We start from the raw sequence: 17,607 nt of genomic DNA, 5'->3' as shown, positions 1-17,607 counted from the left end.
TAAAGGACTCTCTTGAGCGAGCAGATTCAGCCCCTCCGCGACGTGATCATCGTCGGGTCCGGCCCCGCCGGCTACACCGCAGCGCTGTACGCGGCGCGCGCGGGCAGCGCCCCCCTGGTCATCGCCGGGTCCGTGACCGCGGGCGGCGCGCTGATGAACACGACCGACGTCGAGAACTTCCCCGGCTTCCCGGACGGCATCATCGGCCCCGAGCTCATGGAGAGCATGCAGAAGCAGGCCGAGAAGTTCGGCGCCGAGGTGGTCTGGGACGACGCCACCGAACTCGACCTCGCGGGCCCGATCAAGACTGTACGAACCGGTGAAGGCGAAACGTACACGGCCAAGACCGTGATCCTGGCGACCGGCTCCGCGTACCGCGAGCTCGGCCTCGAGGACGAGAAGCGGCTCTCCGGCCGCGGCGTCTCCTGGTGCGCGACCTGCGACGGCTTCTTCTTCCGCAACCAGGAGATCCTCGTGGTCGGCGGCGGCGACTCGGCCGTCGAGGAGGCCACCTTCCTCACCCGGTTCGCGTCCAAGGTCACGATGGTGCACCGCCGTGGCGAGCTGCGGGCCTCGAAGATCATGGCCGACCGCGCCAAGAACGACCCGAAGATCGACTTCGCGTGGAACAGCGAGATCGTCGCCCTGCATGGCGCCGACAAGCTCGCCGGCGCCACCCTGCGCGACACGGTCACCGGCGAGGAGCGTGAGGTGGCCGCGACCGGCCTGTTCGTCGCGATCGGGCACCTGCCGCGCACCGATCTCGTCGTCGGGCAGGTCGATCTTGACGCCGAGGGCTACATCAAGGTCGAGGGCCAGACGACGAAGACCAACCTGCCCGGCGTGTTCGCGTGCGGCGACGCCGTCGACCACACCTACCGGCAGGCCATCACGGCGGCCGGCACCGGCTGCGCCGCGGCGCTCGATGCCCAGCACTTCCTCGCCGACCTGAACAACTAGGTATGCCCGCGCTCGACCTCGTCACCCTGGAGCAGATCCGATGACCGTTCCCGTCCACGCCACCGACGCCACGTACGCCGCCGAGGTCCTCGAGGCCGACACGCTCGTCGTCGTCGACTTCTGGGCACCCTGGTGCGGCCCGTGCCGCCAGGTCGCACCGATCCTGGACGAGCTCGCGGTCACGTACGCGGGCAAGGTCAAGATCGTCAAGCTCAACACCGACGAGAACCCGAAGGTCACGGCCGACTACGGCATCGTCTCGATCCCGACGATGCACTTCGTCAAGGACGGCACAGTCATCTCCACCCTCATCGGCGCCCGCCCCAAGGCGGTCCTGACCGCCGAGATCGACAAGGCCCTGACCCCCCTGTCGCCGAAGTAGAACCCGACCGTCGAGGTAGAGCCCTGCACGGCTCTACCTCGGCGCGGCGGTACTACCCCGGCGCAGGATGACGGTCCGGGGGCCGGACCTACGGTGGGGTCGTGAGGGGTCGTGGGACACTCTGGGGTATGAGCCTTGAGACGTCCGGGGCGGGCGAGCTGCCCCCCATCACTGCAGCCGCCGCCGTCCCGACGCCGACGGCGCCCACCGGCGCCCCGCACGGCACGCGCCTGGACCCGTGGCTGGACTCCTATGCCGACCGGGCCCACGCCATGCGGGCCTCCGAGATCCGCGCGCTGTTCGCGGTCGCCAACCGTCCCGAGGTCGTGTCGCTGGCCGGCGGTATGCCGTACCTCGAGGGCCTCCCCCTGGACGTCCTGGGCGAGATGAGCCAGCGCGTGGTCACGACGCGCGGCACCACCGCGCTCCAGTACGGCTCCGCGCAGGGTGACGAGACCCTGCGCGAACAGATCGTGGAGGTGATGCGCCTCGAAGGCATCGAGGCCCACCCCGACGACATCATCGTCACCACCGGATCCCAGCAGGCCCTCGACCTGGTCACGCGGATCTTCGTGAACCCGGGCGACGTCGTCGTCGCCGAGGCGCCCAGCTACGTCGGCGCCCTCGGAGTGTTCCGCGCTGCCGAGGCGGACGTCGTGCACGTGCCGCTCGACGAGCACGGACTGATCCCGGCCGCGCTCGAGGAGACCCTCGCCGGCCTCGCCCGCGAGGGCCGTCGGGTCAAACTGCTCTACACCGTGCCGAACTACCACAACCCCGCCGGCGTGACCCTGTCCGCCGAGCGCCGCCCGCAGATCTTGGAGATCGCCCGCCGCTACGGCGTGCTCGTCCTGGAAGACAACCCCTACGGGCTGCTCGGCTTCAGCGGCGACCCGATCCCTGCCCTGCGCTCGCTCGACGCCGACGGCGTCGTGTACCTCGGCACGTTCTCCAAGACGTTCGCCCCCGGGTACCGCGTCGGGTGGGCCGTCGCGCCGCACGCGGTGCGCGAGAAACTCGTGCTGGCCAGCGAGTCCGCGATCCTGTGCCCATCGAACGCCTCCCAGCTGGCCGTGTCGACCTACCTCGCCACGTGCGACTGGCGGAGCCAGATCAAGGCGTTCTGCGAGCTGTACCGGGAGCGCCGCGACGCGATGGTCGGCGCGCTCGCCGAGCACCTGCCGGACGCCTCCTGGACCGTGCCCGACGGCGGCTTCTACACCTGGGTGAAGCTGCCCGACGGGCTCGACGCCAAGGCGATGCTCCCCCGCGCGGTCACCGCCAGGGTCGCCTACGTCCCGGGCACCGCGTTCTACGCCAACGGCGAGGGCAGCGACCACATGCGGCTGTCGTTCTGCTTCCCGACCCCCGACCGCATCCGCGAGGGCGTGCGTCGCCTCGCCGGGGTGGTCGCTGGCGAGAGCGAGCTCGTCTCGCTGTTCGGCGTATCCGGGCCGCGGTCGCGCGACGACCTGCAGCAGCCCGGTCCCGACGTGGCCTGACCGGCCGTCGCCGAGCACACCCGCCCCATCACGTCAGCTCCCGCTCAGTGAGGAACACCCCCGTGACCGCTGCCTCCACCGTGCCGTCCACTCCTCGCGGCGCACCGCGCGTCGTCGTCCTCGCCGGCGGGATGTCGCACGAGCGCGACGTCTCGCTGCGCTCGGGGCGGCGCGTCGCGGAAAGTCTGCGCGACGCCGGCGTCGACGTGAGCGTGCACGACGTCGACGCGGACCTCATGCCCGCGCTGAGCGAGTCTCGCCCGGACCTCGTGTGGCCGCTGCTGCACGGTGCGAGCGGCGAGGACGGTTCGGTGCGGGACGTCATCGAGCTGCTCGGGCTGCGCTACCTGGGCACCGGACCGCGCGCGAGCCGGGTCGCCTGGAGCAAGCCGATCGCCAAGTCCCTGGTCGCGCGCGCAGGCCTGGCGACCCCGGACTTCGTCACCCTCCCGCAAAGCCTGTTCCGGGAGCTCGGGGCCGGCCGGGTGCTCGAGGCGCTGCTCAGCCGCTTCGGTCTCCCGCTGGTCGTGAAGCCCTCGCACGGTGGCTCCGCCCTGGGTGTCACCCTGGTGCGCGACGCGGCGGAGCTCCCCCGCGCGATGGTCAACGCCTTCTCCTACGGCGACACCCTGCTCGTCGAGCACGCCGTCGAGGGACGCGAGCTCGCCGTCAGCGTCGTGGAGGACGCGGACGGCATCCGCGCCCTGCCCGCCGTCGAGATCGTCACGGACGGTCCCTACGACTACGACGCGCGCTACAACCCCGGGCGCACCGAGTACTTCTCCCCCGCCCGGCTCTCCACCGCCGAGGCCGACGCCGTCGCGGCCGTCGCGGTCTCGGCGCACCAGACCCTCGGCCTGCGCCACCTGTCACGCACCGACCTGATCCTGGACTCCGCGGGCGCGCCCCAGTTCCTCGAGGTCAACGTGGCACCCGGCATGACCGAGACGTCGCTCTTCCCGCAGGCAGCGATCGCCGGCGGGCACGACCTGCCGAAGCTGTACCGGTCGCTGGTGCTGACGGCGCTCGCGTGAGCTGATCTGTCCTCGCCCGGATGTTTCACGTGGAACGTCCGTCGGCCCGTTCAAGCAACGACTCAAAACCGCGCGATCAGGTCGCAGCGTGGATCCGGTCGTCGCGTCCGCACATCGGATCTCGGAGCGAGCGTTCACGCGGCTCGATTCGAGCGTCGAACTGGCCCACGGTTCGACGACGGTCTCGACCGGTCGTCCCCGGCCTCGCTCGGGCTGCGAACTGCGAGTAGCTGTGGCTCTCCCGACCAATCCGCGGGTCATTCTTGTCCGGGGGGACCGGTCGGTGCTCGAGCTACCGGGTGCCGTCTTGGCGGCCGTGGTGATCGCTCGGCTCGACGCAGGATCAATCGGACCGTGGCAAGTCAGATCCCGGATCGCTGCCCGACGCCGGCCTCGCGGGTCGCCGAGCTCGCGGGTCGCCGAGCTCGCGGGTGGCCCGGTGGCCTCGCACGTAGCCGGGGAGTTCGACGCCGGGCCGGCCTTCACTCCGGCGAGCGGGTGGGCTCTGTGCAGCGCTCTGTGCAGCCAGAGTGCAGCAAATGATGCGTATTGGTGCACTTTCGCTGCACAGAGCGCTGCACTGAGGTCGAGCGGGCGGACTGGCCGGGCGGGTCGTCGGTACGCGCGTCGGTGATCGAGCACGGGATGAACCCCGATCGAGCGGACGGCGCCCCGCACCCGCCGGCGAGTTCGAGGAGATCGTCGCGCGGCTGCTCGCGGGAGTGCCGCCCCAGGGTCGTGCCCTGGTCTCGATCGACGGCGTCGGAGCGAGCGGCAAGAGCACCTTCGCTTCGCACCTGGCGCATCGCATCGACACGCGGCCGGTGACCGTCTTGCAGGTGGATGACTTGTTCAACCCCGTGACCGAAACCCTCAGATACAACGCACGACGAGCGAACGACCCGCCGTTGCGGCCACCGTTGATTACCAGGGCTATCCCTCTTCGACGAGCGAGACCGCCCGAGGGGCAGCGAGGCGAACGACGTCGTGTCGGCATATCTCATGACCGCCGGCGGGCCGCTTCGTCGCCAACTCCGGGCAGCTTCTCGTGTCCGCTGTCGCTCGACCCTCGTGTCGGCGGGTCGCCCGCGACCTGTTTGCGTGTCTCGCCGGGCATCACCTCGGACTACCAGGTCAGGACGGCGTCGATCCTGCCGAGCCAAGCCTTCGTCGCGACCTCCAGCGCGGACGTTGCGGGAGACCAGCAGCGTGTGCGCCGGGTCCGCGAGGAGGTCACGCACCTCGGCCCGCACCCGCGTGGGGTCACCGAGCAACCACAGGTAGGCGTGCGTGTCGAGCAAGTACGCCGTCATTCCCAAACCCGCAGGTCGGCGTCGGGCAGCGGTTCGTCGAAGGTGTCCGGGGTGGTGAACTCCATGGAGCCGAACGTGCGGGGCGGGGTCGGCGCCAACGCGACGAGACGGGCGCCGGGCGAGCCGGCGCGGCCGATGATGACGATCTCGCCTCGTTCGGCGCGAGCGACGAGCTCAGACAGGTGTGCCTTCGCGTCCTGCACATTCACGACCTCGCGCGCGCCCCCGGCGTTGTCCGTCCTGCCAGGCTACCTAGTCCGCACCGCCTGGATCAGGTCCCGTTCCCCCGCTTCCGGTCCCCGTCCGAGCGATCGGTTGCTCGTGCTCGTGCTCGTGCTCGTGCTCGGAGTTTCACGTGGAACCACGATCGTTGCCGGGCCGGCCCGGCCGGCTCGGGCGAACGAGCCGGCCGTCGTGGACGAGGGCGAGCGCCTGGATGCGGTCGCCTCGGTCCCGCTGCCTCCGGATCGGGCTCAGCTGAGCCCCTTCTTGTGCGCGCGGACCAGGAACCTGTGGCTGGTGACGTCAAAGCTTCCGGTTCTCCGGATGTGGGCGTCGAGGCTGCGCAGGTGCTCCCCCGAGCTCTCCGCGTCGAAGCCGGGCACCTGCCAGGGCACCGAACGGAGCTGGAACACCACGGCACCCACGTCGAAGAAGCGCGCGACGGGGTAGTCCTCGCGCGCATTGTCGATCACCATGCCCACGTCCTCGAGCCCGGCGACTGTCGAGGCGAGTGTGCGCGCGTCCGGCGGAACCGGCGGCGGAACGTCGAGAGCGTCATTGAACTCCAGGTCGTTCCGGCTGCCGACCTGTTGGGTGAGGAGAACGCCGTGCGGCGCGAGCACCCGTGCCGTTTGCGCCGGGTCAAGCAATCCATGTCGGTTAAGGACGAGCGTCACCTCCCCATCCCCGACGGGCAGTGTCGAGCCGCTACCTGCTCGGACGTCGACCCCCAGCGGCGCGAGTCGCGCCGTCGCGACGGGCAGATTGGGCGGGTAGGGCTCCGTTGCTATCGCGGCGGGCAGCGGAGCGAGACTGGCGAGGAGTTCACCGCCACCGGTGTCGACGTCGAGCAGGCTGGTGACCTGCGGCAGCTCGTCGCGGGCGAGGGAGAGGTAGTCCCAGGGCAGGCAACCACGATCGACCCGTCCGGTCAGCCACGAGAAGTCCCAGCCGACGACGGCGGCGCGCAGGGCGTCGGAGATGAGCTCTTCGTAGGTACGGCCGATCATAGGGGCGCGCTCGCCAAGGTTGTGGGGCATGCGAGTCCTTCGTGGAGGGGGGTCGGCATCGTCGTCGATCACTGCGAACGAGAAATGCTCACACTCAAAGGCGCGGCGGCGGCGGGGGGGGTCCGCGAGGCGGCGCATCGCCCGTCCGGTCCGTCCCGGCTTGGAGTGCCGGGCGCCGAGGAGGGGCCGCACCGAGCGGCTAGCTATCTCGCATGCCCGTCAGGGTAGCGGTGCGCCCTCGGATCTCCACGCCGAATATTCACCGCACGGACAGAGGTCGAGCTGCCGTGGTTGGCGCTGGTTGTCCTTGCGCTGCTCACAGAACGCCAGGATCTGCGACTCGGAGTGGAGCTGGGTCGTCACCTGTTTCACGTGAAGCTCCTGGACCGCACCGGGGATCAGGCCTTGTCACGAGACTCTCGCTCTTCCGCTCTCGACCGTCCCGCCGAACAGCGCACGCGGATCGTCGACGCAGCCGAGACAGTCCCGCCGAGCGTAGCTGGATTGCCTCTCCGGGAGGACCCGCCCTCCTTCGACGGGACGGAGGAGACCCGCGGGTGGATCGTCCCGCAGCCCGTCGCCGTCGGACGTCCTGGTTGAAACAGTCATCGGGTACCCCCTCCCCCGACGCTGTAAGGAACCGACCGATGTCCACAGCCACCCGATCTTCCCGTTCCGGTCCCACCAGGAGGGCAGTCGTCGGTCTGGGGATCACGGCCGTCCCGCTGATGGCCGGCGCCTCGTGTTCCGCGCCGCGGTCCCCGCCAAGCCCGCGGCACGAGGAGGGACCGAGGCAGATTCCATTGGAGACGCCCTGCTGTCGCTGCCGGCCCCACGGGGAAGAGCCCGATCGGCACGGTCGATCTGCACCTGGTCGACCGAAGCCACCCCGACCCGCTGGTTCCCTCGAAGCCCTATCGCGAACTGCTGGTCAGCGTGTGGTACCCGGCGAAGTAGCAATCGCGCCGTCCCGTCGCCCACGGAGCTGACCGAGAGGGTCATCCAGGACCTGCTCGAAAAGCACGAGCGGGCAAGGGTGACGGACCTGAAGTTCGCCCTCGACCGGCTGGCGGACCTCGACCGCGACACAACCCCGGCGCGGAAGGCATGCCGCTGCCGGCCGGGTTGCCCGGCGCGTTGGAACTTTCCCGGATAGGGATGCTCGGTCAGTTCTCGGCACATCGGACCGCCTGTTTCACGTGAAACGGAGTCCCCGACCGGTCGATGCCGTATGCGACTCCGGCTCTCTGGTGCGACCGAACCAACCGGACCGACTCCCGTGAGGCCTCCAAGGGGCGCTTTCCCGCGGGAACGCGTCCTCAGCGCGAACGAGGAATGCCTCCACCACCACCGCCCTCGGCGTCACGGGAGCCGCGGGAAACCTCGACCGGCGAGGTTCTTCGGTACCGGGAGTCGGGTGGCTTTCCCGGTTCAGCCTGTGCGAGCATCCGGACATGGGCCTGATGCTCGTGCTGCTCGGAGCCATTACCGCAGGCCTGGCAGGAGTGGTTGCTGCTCGCGCGAACCCGAACACGCCCGTCCGGTTCTGGGGTCATCCACCGGTCAGGCCGTGGTCCTACTGGATCCTCTTCTGGCTGTACATCGGCGCAATCGTCGTGGGAACCAGTGAGCTCCGGCAGCAGATCGGTTTCTGGTTGAGCCTTCTCGTCGCCATGCTCGCATCGGTCGTTCCGTTCTATGCGACGCAGGTCCTGATCCGTCGCGGCCGGCGGTCACGCCGGGTCGTCACGCGTGATCCTGAGAACTAGCGGACCGGGCCACAGGTTCGACGCTGGGGTCTCGACGTCGAAACCCCAGCGACTCCCCCGGGCGGGTCAACATCCCCCGACGACCTTGACCTGCGGCGTCACTCGCTCCTGAGCAGACCCGGATCCTGCGGCGACAGGGTCTCGAGGATCCGGTTGAGGTCCTGCACCGAGGCGAACTCGACGGTGAGTCGCCCCTTGCTCTTCCCCAGTGCGATCTTGACCCGGGTCTCGAACCGGTCGGACAGCCGGGAAGCCAGGTTGTCGAGCGCTGCGTTCCGCTCCCCCGCGCGCGGGCGGTGCACGACGGGCGCCGGCACGTTGTCCCCGCCGAGCGAGACGATCTCCTCGGTCGCCCGGACCGACAGGCCCTCCGCAACGATCCGCTGGGCTAGCCGTTCGATCGCCACGACGTCGTCCAGCCCGAGCAGCGCGCGAGCGTGCCCGGCCGAGAGCACGCCGGCGGCGAGCCGGCGCTGGACCAGCGGCGGGAGCCGCAGCAGGCGCAGGGTGTTGGAGATCTGCGGCCGCGACCGCGAGATCCGCGCGGCGAGCTCCTCGTGGGTGCAGCCGAAGTCGTCCAAGAGCTGCCGGTAGGCCGCGGCCTCCTCGAGCGGGTTTAGCTGAGCGCGGTGCAGGTTCTCCAGCAGGGCGTCCCGAAGCAGGTCGGCGTCGTCGGTCTCCCGGATGATCGCGGGCACCGAGTCCAGCCCCGCCAGTCGGGTCGCGCGCCAGCGGCGCTCCCCCATGATCAGCTCGTACGCGGTGCCGTCCTCGCCCGCCGCCGCGCGGACGACGATCGGCTGGAGCACGCCGATCTCACGAATCGAGTCGGCGAGCTCGGTCATCGCCTCCTCGTCGAAGGCGGTGCGCGGCTGGCGAGCGTTCGGGCGGATCGAGTCGAGGGCCAGGTCGGCGAACCGCGCGCCCGGAACGGGCAGCAGCCCGTCGTCGGGCTCGGCCTTCTCGGGAAGCTCGTCGAGCTCGGGCAGGTCGGCCGCACCCGATCCGAGCGTGAACGTTCGCGCGTCCTCGATGTCGGCCGGCGCCTCCGGCTCGTCCAGCTCGACCGGCCGCGGCACGACGGCGAGCCCACCGGTGTTGTGCGGGAAGAACACGTCAACCGGACGGTTGGAATCCGTGCCGGTCGGGATCAGAGCTCCCAAGCCCCGACCCAGTCCGCGCCGCTTCTCGCTCATCGGTCCTCCTCCGTGCTCACGATGTTCTGCGTGCGGGACGATCCGCCTGGTAGTCCGTCCACTGGTCCCACGGCGTGCGCGGCGCCACGCTCCGAGAACTCGCGCGCGGCCTCGAGGTAGGCGAGCGCCCCGCTCGAGCCCGGGTCGTGCGTCATCACGGTCTGGCCGTAGCTCGGGGCTTCCGAGACCCGTACCGACCGCGGCACCGTCGTGCGCAGGGTCTTCTCCGGGAAATGCTTCCTGACCTCGGCGACCACCTGCTGCGCGAGGTTCGTCCGGGAGTCGTACATGGTCAGCAGGATCGTCGAGACGTGCAGCGTCGGGTTGAGGTGCGACTGGATCAGCTGGATCGTCTTGAGGAGCGAGCTGAGTCCCTCGAGCGCGTAGTACTCGCACTGGATCGGGATGAGCACCTCGCGTGCGACCGCGAACGCGTTGACGGTCAGCAGGCCCAGGCTCGGGGGGCAGTCCACGAACACGTAGTCGAGCGGCTCCTCACCGTTCGCGATGCGCTCGGCGAGGTAGGTGTCGAGGGCGACCTTCAGGCGGGTTTCACGTGAAACCATCGAGACCAGTTCGATCTCCGCTCCCGACAGGTCGATCGTCGCCGGGACGCAGAACAGTCTCGGGATGTCGGGGCACTGGACGACCGCCCCGCGCAGCGGTGCGCCGTCGACCAGGACCTCGTACACCGACGGCGTCCCGGCGTGGTGGTCGACGCCGAGCGCGGTCGAGGCGTTGCCCTGCGGGTCGTTGTCGATCACCAGGACGTTGAGCCCGGCCTGCGCGAGGGCGGCCGCGAGGTTCACGGTGGTCGTCGTCTTGCCGACGCCACCCTTCTGGTTGGCGACGGTGATCACCCGGGTCGCGGCCGGCCGCGGGAAGCGCCGGCCGCGCAGCTCGATGCGGCGTCGAGCGTCGAGCGCGAGCTGGGCCAGCAGCGGGGAGTCCGTATCGTCGATCTGCGGCAGGGCGCTCACCAGAGCCGCTCGTCGCTGGTCGTCGGCCTCGTCCTTCACCAGGCGCCCCTGCCGCAGCATCTTTCCCATGATGACCGCGCCGGGGAAATGGCTGCGCGGACCCTCTGGTCCGCGTACCCCGAAGACATCGTCGGTCTGTGCCATCGAATCTCCTGTCACTTCTCGCGATCCCGCCGGGGTGCCGCGGTCTGTGCCGCTCCCGCCCGACTCAAAGACGAGCCGCGCACAGTCTCTCGCACGACACGCACCACCGTGGTGCTCTCCACGCCGTCGATGGTCAAAGCTTCGAGAATTTCCACCTGGCCGGCGCCGAGCTTCTTCAATGCGCTGCGGGCCTTCGCGACCTCGACGGGAGCCTGTCGACCCTTGAGCGCGACCAGAACACCACCCTTGACCAGCAACGGAAGGGTCCAGCGCCCGAGCCGATCCATCGGGGCGACGGCTCGCGCGGTGATCGCCTCCGCCTGCAGCTCACCGTGCAGCTCCTCGGCCCGGCCCCGGCGCACGACCGCGTTCGCCAGCCCCAGCTCGGCGACCACCTCGGTCAGCCACTCGGCGCGGCGTTCCATCGGCTCGAGGAGGATGACCTCCACCTCCGGGAGCATCGCGGCGAGCACGACGCCGGGCAGGCCGGCCCCCGAGCCGACGTCGATCAGCCGCCCGGTGGTCGGCAGGAACTGCGCGACGGCGGCCGAGTTCAGCAGGTGGCGTTCCCACAGCCGGGACACCTCGCGCGGCCCGATCAGCCCGCGCAGGACTCCCTGCTCGGTGAGCAGGCGATGAAAGTGAACGAGGATCGGGTAGGCCGCACCGAGGTAGGTGGCCACCCGCTCGTCATTCTCGAGAGGGTCCGGCTCGATCGGGTCGGGGTCGATCGGGTCCGGCTCGATGGGGTCCGGCTGGGGCTGTTCGCCGCGCGCGCCGTCCGGGGTGGTCTCCACTGGTGCTCCCTGAGCAGAAGGTCTGTGGCCGGCCCACGAGACTTTAGCGGGCCCGGCCCTGGTAACAATCGGGCTCGGCTTTCCCGGGGGCCACCCGCCGAGGGAACGGGCGAGTCGGCATTCCGTCGGCGGGTGTTTCACGTGAAACGCCCGCCGACGCGTCGCCGCGGTGCCCCGGAGCTACCGCGGGCGGGCGATGGTGCCTAGGTCAGGCGGGGCGCACGACGACGTGCCGGGCGGGCTCGACGCCGTCCGACTCGCTCACCAGGCCGGCCTCGGCCACGGCGTCGTGCACGACCTTGCGCTCGAACGGGTTCATCGCCTCGAGGGCGAGGGACTCCCCGCTCGCGCGAACCGTCGCGATCGCTGCCTCGGCGACCTTGAGGAGCTCGGCCCGGCGGCCGGCCCGGTAGCCGGCGACGTCCAGCATGAGACGGCTCCGGTCCCCCGTCTTGGCCTGAACCGCGAGCCTGGTCAGCTCCTGGAGTGCGTCGAGGACCTCGCCATCGGGACCGGCGAGCCGGCGCAACGAGCGCTCGGCACCCTCTTCGCCGAGGATCTCGACCGCTGCCCGGCCGTGGTCGACGTCGATCTCGATGTCGCCGTCGAGGTCGGCGATGTCGAGCAGCTCCTCGAGGTAGTCGGCCGCGATCTCGCCTTCTTCCTCGAGCCGCTTCGTCGCCGTCTTCTCGTCGACCGGAATCTCCCGGTCAGCTGACGTGGTCATCAAGACTCCTCGTAGACACAACTCGTGCCGGCGAACCGGCCGCGGTCACTTCTTAGGCTGGGTCGGCGACGCAGGTGGGGCGGTGTCGCCCGGCTTGCGCTTTTTCGCGGCGGGGGGCGTCGTCGGGCTCGTGGGCGCGGGCGGGCGCTGCTCGCCATCGGTCGCACCGGCCGCCTCCCCCTGCACGGGCCTCGGCCGGGCGCGGTCCTTACGGACCGGCTGCTGCCGCTGGCCCTTGGACGGGGCCCCCTCGATCACCGTAGTGCCACCGTCGGTGGTCGTGATCGGGTCGATGGCGATGCCCTTGCGCGCCTTGCGGGCGTGCATCGCCCGCTCCGCCTGCGAACCCGGTGCCGGCATGCGGCGGATCGTGTAGAACTGCTGACCCATCGACCAGATGTTCGTCGTCGTCCAGTAGAGCAGGACACCGATCGGGAAGTTGACCCCCGAGAACGCGAAGACCAGCGGCAGCACGTACAGCAGGACCTTCTGCTGCTGGGCCATCGGACCCTCGAGCGCGGACGGCGGCATGTTCTTCATGGTCAGCTGGCGCTGGGTGAGGAACGTGGTGAGCGTCATCGCGCCGATCAGCAGGACCGTCACGATGATGGTGCTGGTCTTGGTGGCGCCGCCGGCGCCCATGAACGTCGAGGACAGCGGGGCGCCGAGGATCGTCGACTTCTCGGCCTGCGAGGCGACCGCCTTGCCGATCGGTCCGATCGGCGCACGCGAGCCGTCCGCGATGTGGCCGAGCGAGCTGAGCACCCGGAAGAGCGCGAAGAAGATCGGCGACTGCGCCAGGATCGGCAGGCAGGAGGAGAACGGGTTGGTCCCGTGCTTCTTGTACAGCGCCATCGTCTCGCGGCTCATGGCCTCGCGCGACGCCGGGTCGCCCTTGCCCTTGTACTTCTTCTGGATCGCCTGCATCTCGGGGGCGAGCATCTGCATGCCACGCGACGCCCGGATCTGCTTGAAGAACAGCGGGATGAGCAGGATCCGCATCACGATCACGAGCCCGACGATCGACAGGCCCCAGGTCGCACCGCTTGCCGGGCTCATCCCGATCGCGCTGAGCGCGGAGTGCGCCAGATACATGATCCAGGCCACCACCCACTCGAGCGGTAGGAGGATCTTGAAGAAGTCCATCGGAGCAGTCCCTCACGTCAGTCAGAAAGCAGATGGCGCCCGCGAGGGCTCATGTCGGTCAGTGGTGCGGGTGCGCAGGATGCGCAGGCACCCTGCCCGGGGGAACGTCGTCAACGCCGCCAGGGTTCCACGGGTTGCACCGCAGGAGGCGCCACGCCGCGAGGCGGGTCCCCCGCACGACGCCGTGCCGCTGAACCGAGAGCAGTGCGTACTGCGAACATGACGGGTAGAACCGGCAGGTCGATCCGTAGAGGGGCGACACCACGAGCTGGTACAGCCGCAGCAGACCCACGACGAGGCGTGCCGGGAGCCGCACGAGGTAGGCCAGTGCGGCAGCGATCCTCGAGCGCAGCTTGACCGGGTCGACGCGGGAGTCGGTCGCCAGGTGAGAGTCAGACATGGGATGAATTGCTGTCACGTCGTCACCTGGTCCGCTGCCGTTCGATCCGTCGTCGGGCACCGAGCAGGGCGGCGTCGAAATCCCGACCGAGAACAGTCGAGTCCAGGTCGCCAGAGCCCGGCAACGCACGAACGACCAGTCGCCCACCGTCAGGCAACTGGTCGATCCGGTGACTCACCACAGCTCGCAACCTCCGCTTGACGCGGTTTCTCACGACCGCATTCCCGACTGCTTTGGAGACCACAAACCCTACGACCACCGGGCCGGGAACGACTGGGTCGCATCCGAGGTGGACGACGAGGCTCTGGCGCCCACAGCGTGCACCTCGGCGCACCGCCCGCTCGAAATCAGCGGGGCGGCGCATCCGGTGCCGGGCGGGAAGCACCCGTGCTGGGTCAGGCTGAAAGCTCGGCGCGACCCTTGCGGCGACGACCCGCGAGGATCGCCCGGCCCGCGCGGGTACGCATGCGCAGGCGAAAACCGTGGGTCTTCGCCCGGCGCCGGACGTTCGGCTGGAAGGTCCGCTTGGTCACGATTTTCTCCAACTACTTCGAGGAAGCGCAGCGTCCGGGAACGGACGATGCAGGTCTGCTGCCAGCGTTGAGGCTCGGTGCACTCACCGGGCACCTGCGTACCGTGCGGGCACGGCACAGGAGCCGTCAACAGCGGCCTGTCGACATTACGCTCACGGCCACCTGACGGTCAAACCGCGCCGAGTTCGACCGTCGCGGCGAATTCTTGTCGTTCTCACCCAGTGAGAAGGGGTTGCCTCGTCCGCACCTGTGGAAAAGTATGTGGACTCAGGCGACTCGTGGAAGACTGCGGGCTCGATGATCGACGATCTGCAGCGAGGAATCCACGTGTCTGGACAGGACGAGGGCGTCACTCAGGTCTGGGAACGGACCGTCGCCGAGATCGAGCAGAGTCCCGACGTCACGCCCCGCCAGTTCGCCTTCGTCAAGCTCGCCAAACCGCTCGGGCTGCTCAACGACACGCTGCTGCTCGCCGTCGGGAACGATCTGACCAAGGACTACCTCGAGTCGCGGGTGCGCAGCGAGGTCACCGAGGCCCTGTCGCACGCGCTCGGCCGCGAGGCCCGGTTCGCGATCACGGTCGACTCGGACCTGAACACCATGACGGCACCCAACCTGCGGCCCGTCGCGGCCCCGGCCTCGGTGCCCGGTGAGACCACGCACGGCTATCCCGAGGACGACGACACCTGGGACGAGCCGCTGCAGCCCGCGTACATGGGCCAGCGCACGAACCACGGCAAGAAGGCCCCGCCCGTCGAGCCGGTCCGGCTCAACCCGAAGTACCTCTTCGAGACGTTCGTTATCGGCTCGTCCAACCGGTTCGCCCACGCAGCCGCGGTGGCGGTAGCGGAGGCGCCGGCCAAGGCGTACAACCCGCTGTTCATCTACGGCGACTCGGGCCTGGGCAAGACGCACCTGCTGCACGCGATCGGCCACTACGCCCACAACCTCTACCCGAGCGTGCGGGTGCGGTACGTGAACTCCGAGGAGTTCACCAACGACTTCATCAACTCGATCCGTGACGACAAGGCCGGCGCGTTCCAGCGCCGCTACCGCGACGTCGACGTCCTGCTCGTGGACGATATCCAGTTCCTGCAGGGCAAGGAACAGACGATGGAGGAGTTCTTCCACACCTTCAACACGCTGCACAACTCGAACAAGCAGGTCGTGATCACCTCCGACCTGCCGCCCAAACAGCTGAACGGGTTCGAGGACCGCATGCGGTCCAGGTTCGAGTGGGGCCTGATCACCGACGTCCAGCCGCCCGACCTCGAGACCCGCATCGCGATCCTGCGCAAGAAGGCCGGCAGCGAGGGTCTCCAGGCGCCCGACGACGTCCTGGAGTACATCGCCTCGAAGATCTCGGCCAACATCCGCGAGCTCGAGGGTGCGCTGATCCGGGTGACCGCATTCGCGAACCTGAACCGTCAGCAGGTCGACCGGTCGCTGGCCGAGATCGTCCTGCGGGACCTCATCAGCGATGAGAACGCCGAGCAGATCACCGCGTCGGCGGTCATCGGCCAGACGGCGGGGTACTTCGGTCTGGCGATCGAGGACCTGTGCGGTCCGTCGCGTTCACGGGTCCTGGTCACGGCCCGGCAGATCGCCATGTACCTGTGCCGTGAGCTCACCGACATGTCGCTGCCCAAGATCGGGCAGGCCTTCGGTAACCGGGACCACACCACGGTCATGCACGCGAACCGCAAGATCCGCGAGCAGATGGCTGAGCGGCGATCGACCTACAACCAGGTCACCGAGCTCACCAGCCGGATCAAACAGCAACGCCGCAACTGACCGACCCACCGACCGACCGCTGGTCGGTCGCTGACCGGACCGCTGACCGGACCGCCAACCAGCGGCTGACCACCTCTGCCCGCCGCAGCAACCCCGCTCGAGGTCCCCTCGAGCCCCCTCGACGCGCCCGGACGCGCGACGAAAATCCGCCGTTTCGATGAATGTACACACCTGTGCATATCTCTGTGGACGGGTGTGGACGGCATGCTTGGCCGGATGTGGACGGAGCGGGCCGGATCCGTGGACGGAGCCGCGAACCTTGTAGTTCGTCCACCGGTCCGAATGACAAGAACCTTGTCGTTCCCCCACCACGTCCACACCCGCTTCGTCGCCGTGACCTGCAACTCGATGCTTCGTCCACACAGTGCACAGAGGCGATGACAACGACGAACTTGTTCTTCATCAGGGATCCACAGCGCCTTCATCTCTTCGATCTGCGACCTCACGCGATGCCGGCTGAACTACATCCCCACGGGTATCGGACTGTCTCCGCACCCGGGTAGTGTTCGCTCGAACCTCTCGACGGGAACCGTCGCGATTCACCACTAAGGGGCGTGTGATGAAGTTCCGGGTCGAACGCGATGTGCTGGCGGAAGCCGTCACCTGGACCGCACGATCCCTGCCGACCAGACCGCCCGTTCCCGTCCTGGCCGGGGTGCGCATCGAGGCCGACCCGAGCGGGATCCTGTACCTCTCGAGCTTCGACTACGAGGTCTCCGCACGCTCCGAGATCGCCGCCGAGGTCAGCGAACCCGGCGTCGTCCTGGTCTCGGGTCGCCTGCTCGCGGAGATCTCCCGGGCCCTGCCGGCCAAGCCGGTCGACGTCATCCTGGATGGCACGAAAGTGACCGTGACCTGCGGTGCGAGTCGTTTCACACTGCTCACCATGCCGGTCGAGGACTACCCCGCGCTGCCGGCGATGCCGGAGATCACCGGCACGATCGACGGCGACCAGCTGACCCGCGCGGTTGCCCAGGTGACCGTCGCCGCGAGCCGGGATGACACCCTCCCGCTGCTCACGGCCGTCCGGATGGAGATCGAGGGCGAAAAGATCACGCTCCTCGCGACCGACCGCTACCGGCTCGCGCTGCGCGAGCTCACCTGGACGCAGGCCTCGCCCGACACCTCGATCGTCGCCCTCGTCCGGGCCCGCACGCTGTCCGACGCGGCGAAGTCGCTGAGCGGTTCCGCCCAGGTGAACATCGCGCTGGCCACCGGCTCGGGGGTCGATCTCATCGGCTTCGAGGCCGGCGGCCGCCACACGACCTCGCTCCTCGTCGACGGCGACTACCCGGCCGTGCGCCGGCTGTTCCCGGACGAGACCCCGATCCACGCCGTGGTCTCGACCCAGGCCCTGTCCGACGCGGCCAAGCGGGTCGCGCTGGTCGCCGAGCGCAACACCCCGATCCGGCTGTCGTTCTCCGAGGGCCAGGTCGTGCTCGACGCCGGCCAAGGTGACGACGCGCAGGCCTCCGAGGCCCTCGAGGCCTCCCTGGTCGGTGAGGAGATCTCGGTGGCCTTCAACCCACAGTTCCTCCTGGACGGCCTCGGTGCGCTGAACACCGACTTCGTGCGGCTGTCGTTCACCCACCCGAACAAGCCGGTCGAGTTCACCGGCCAGGTCTCGCTCGACGGGGACGATCTCCAGGAATACCGGTACCTGCTGGTACCGATCCGTTTCGCTAGCTGACAGGTTGA

At 69.2% G+C, this 17,607-nt stretch carries 17 protein-coding genes; 7 read left to right on the top strand and 10 right to left on the bottom strand.

Annotated features, from left to right (window positions below; translation table 11 throughout):
- The first annotated feature begins 12 nt into the window (after positions 1–12).
- The 4 genes from trxB (at position 13) to VIM26_RS23540 (ending at position 3,878) form a co-directional block, all read left to right on the top strand.
- Positions 13–960 carry a thioredoxin-disulfide reductase gene (gene trxB, locus VIM26_RS23555; protein WP_331955762.1) on the top strand — a complete coding sequence of 316 codons (948 nt, stop codon included), beginning with the start codon at positions 13–15 and terminating at the stop codon, positions 958–960.
- Between the two features lie 40 nt (positions 961–1,000).
- Complete coding sequence (gene trxA / locus VIM26_RS23550; protein ID WP_331955761.1) at positions 1,001–1,342, top strand: thioredoxin; 342 nt, start codon at positions 1,001–1,003, stop codon at positions 1,340–1,342.
- Between the two features lie 128 nt (positions 1,343–1,470).
- Positions 1,471–2,844: a PLP-dependent aminotransferase family protein gene (locus VIM26_RS23545; protein ID WP_331955760.1), complete on the top strand. Its 1,374-nt coding sequence runs from the start codon at positions 1,471–1,473 to the stop codon at positions 2,842–2,844.
- A 62-nt stretch (positions 2,845–2,906) separates the two neighbouring features.
- The gene (locus VIM26_RS23540) at positions 2,907–3,878 is read left to right on the top strand and encodes a D-alanine--D-alanine ligase (RefSeq protein ID WP_331955759.1); all 972 of its coding nucleotides are present in this window, start codon (positions 2,907–2,909) and stop codon (positions 3,876–3,878) included.
- Positions 3,879–5,187: 1,309 nt separating this feature from the next.
- On the opposite strand, the gene VIM26_RS23535 is transcribed toward VIM26_RS23540, so the two are convergent.
- Both VIM26_RS23535 and VIM26_RS23530 read right to left on the bottom strand, forming a co-directional pair.
- Positions 5,188–5,394, bottom strand: coding sequence for a type II toxin-antitoxin system prevent-host-death family antitoxin (locus VIM26_RS23535; RefSeq protein WP_331955758.1), 207 nt, complete (start codon positions 5,392–5,394; stop codon positions 5,188–5,190).
- A 270-nt stretch (positions 5,395–5,664) separates the two neighbouring features.
- Entirely contained in the window at positions 5,665–6,453 is a 789-nt protein-coding gene (locus VIM26_RS23530) for an SAM-dependent methyltransferase (RefSeq protein WP_331955757.1), read from the bottom strand.
- 1,424 nt (positions 6,454–7,877) lie between these two features.
- Here VIM26_RS23530 and VIM26_RS23525 point away from each other — a divergent pair.
- On the top strand, positions 7,878–8,192 hold the full coding sequence (locus VIM26_RS23525; RefSeq protein WP_331955756.1) for a hypothetical protein: 315 nt from the start codon (positions 7,878–7,880) through the stop codon (positions 8,190–8,192).
- A gap of 98 nt (positions 8,193–8,290) precedes the next feature.
- On the opposite strand, the gene VIM26_RS23520 is transcribed toward VIM26_RS23525, so the two are convergent.
- The 8 genes from VIM26_RS23520 to rpmH all read right to left on the bottom strand — a co-directional run bounded on the left by VIM26_RS23520 (position 8,291) and on the right by rpmH (position 14,115).
- A complete protein-coding gene (locus VIM26_RS23520; protein WP_331955755.1) occupies positions 8,291–9,388 on the bottom strand; it encodes a ParB/RepB/Spo0J family partition protein in 1,098 nt (365 codons plus the stop codon).
- Positions 9,385–10,512 carry a ParA family protein gene (locus tag VIM26_RS23515; RefSeq protein WP_331955754.1) on the bottom strand — a complete coding sequence of 376 codons (1,128 nt, stop codon included), beginning with the start codon at positions 10,510–10,512 and terminating at the stop codon, positions 9,385–9,387. Before VIM26_RS23515 ends, VIM26_RS23520 begins: the two co-directional genes overlap by 4 nt.
- A gap of 11 nt (positions 10,513–10,523) precedes the next feature.
- On the bottom strand, positions 10,524–11,309 hold the full coding sequence (gene rsmG / locus VIM26_RS23510; protein WP_331955753.1) for a 16S rRNA (guanine(527)-N(7))-methyltransferase RsmG: 786 nt from the start codon (positions 11,307–11,309) through the stop codon (positions 10,524–10,526).
- 208 nt (positions 11,310–11,517) lie between these two features.
- Positions 11,518–12,036, bottom strand: a complete 519-nt coding sequence (locus tag VIM26_RS23505) for a protein jag (protein ID WP_331955752.1) — start codon at positions 12,034–12,036, stop codon at positions 11,518–11,520.
- A gap of 45 nt (positions 12,037–12,081) precedes the next feature.
- A complete protein-coding gene (gene yidC / locus VIM26_RS23500) occupies positions 12,082–13,182 on the bottom strand; it encodes a membrane protein insertase YidC (RefSeq protein WP_331955751.1) in 1,101 nt (366 codons plus the stop codon).
- Between the two features lie 58 nt (positions 13,183–13,240).
- Positions 13,241–13,582: a membrane protein insertion efficiency factor YidD gene (gene yidD, locus VIM26_RS23495; protein ID WP_331955750.1), complete on the bottom strand. Its 342-nt coding sequence runs from the start codon at positions 13,580–13,582 to the stop codon at positions 13,241–13,243.
- A 22-nt stretch (positions 13,583–13,604) separates the two neighbouring features.
- The gene (gene rnpA, locus VIM26_RS23490) at positions 13,605–13,967 is read right to left on the bottom strand and encodes a ribonuclease P protein component (protein WP_331955749.1); all 363 of its coding nucleotides are present in this window, start codon (positions 13,965–13,967) and stop codon (positions 13,605–13,607) included.
- A gap of 10 nt (positions 13,968–13,977) precedes the next feature.
- Positions 13,978–14,115 carry a 50S ribosomal protein L34 gene (gene rpmH, locus VIM26_RS23485; protein ID WP_130101797.1) on the bottom strand — a complete coding sequence of 46 codons (138 nt, stop codon included), beginning with the start codon at positions 14,113–14,115 and terminating at the stop codon, positions 13,978–13,980.
- 327 nt (positions 14,116–14,442) lie between these two features.
- Between rpmH and dnaA the strand changes: the two genes are divergently transcribed.
- Both dnaA and dnaN read left to right on the top strand, forming a co-directional pair.
- On the top strand, positions 14,443–15,909 hold the full coding sequence (gene dnaA, locus VIM26_RS23480; RefSeq protein WP_331955748.1) for a chromosomal replication initiator protein DnaA: 1,467 nt from the start codon (positions 14,443–14,445) through the stop codon (positions 15,907–15,909).
- Positions 15,910–16,468: 559 nt separating this feature from the next.
- Complete coding sequence (dnaN, locus tag VIM26_RS23475) at positions 16,469–17,599, top strand: DNA polymerase III subunit beta (RefSeq protein WP_331955747.1); 1,131 nt, start codon at positions 16,469–16,471, stop codon at positions 17,597–17,599.
- Positions 17,600–17,607: the final 8 nt, after the last annotated feature.

The organism is Pengzhenrongella sp. (assembly GCF_036565025.1).
GTDB lineage: Bacteria > Actinomycetota > Actinomycetes > Actinomycetales > Cellulomonadaceae > Pengzhenrongella.
The sequence above is the reverse complement of the archived record's forward strand: the minus strand, read 5'-3'. Positions and strand labels throughout refer to the sequence as shown.

Excerpts from the sequence above, each read along its gene's own strand:
- VIM26_RS23545 (WP_331955760.1), top strand. The coding sequence starts at position 1,471 with ATGAGCCTTGAGACGTCCGGGGCGGGCGAGCTGCCCCCCATCACTGCA.
- VIM26_RS23505 (WP_331955752.1), bottom strand. The coding sequence starts at position 12,036 with ATGACCACGTCAGCTGACCGGGAGATTCCGGTCGACGAGAAGACGGCG.
- VIM26_RS23520 (WP_331955755.1), bottom strand. The coding sequence starts at position 9,388 with ATGAGCGAGAAGCGGCGCGGACTGGGTCGGGGCTTGGGAGCTCTGATC.
- VIM26_RS23515 (WP_331955754.1), bottom strand. The coding sequence starts at position 10,512 with ATGGCACAGACCGACGATGTCTTCGGGGTACGCGGACCAGAGGGTCCG.
- VIM26_RS23525 (WP_331955756.1), top strand. The coding sequence starts at position 7,878 with ATGGGCCTGATGCTCGTGCTGCTCGGAGCCATTACCGCAGGCCTGGCA.
- VIM26_RS23530 (WP_331955757.1), bottom strand. The coding sequence starts at position 6,453 with ATGCCCCACAACCTTGGCGAGCGCGCCCCTATGATCGGCCGTACCTAC.
- trxA (WP_331955761.1), top strand. The coding sequence starts at position 1,001 with ATGACCGTTCCCGTCCACGCCACCGACGCCACGTACGCCGCCGAGGTC.
- yidD (WP_331955750.1), bottom strand. The coding sequence starts at position 13,582 with ATGTCTGACTCTCACCTGGCGACCGACTCCCGCGTCGACCCGGTCAAG.
- yidC (WP_331955751.1), bottom strand. The coding sequence starts at position 13,182 with ATGGACTTCTTCAAGATCCTCCTACCGCTCGAGTGGGTGGTGGCCTGG.
- dnaN (WP_331955747.1), top strand. The coding sequence starts at position 16,469 with ATGAAGTTCCGGGTCGAACGCGATGTGCTGGCGGAAGCCGTCACCTGG.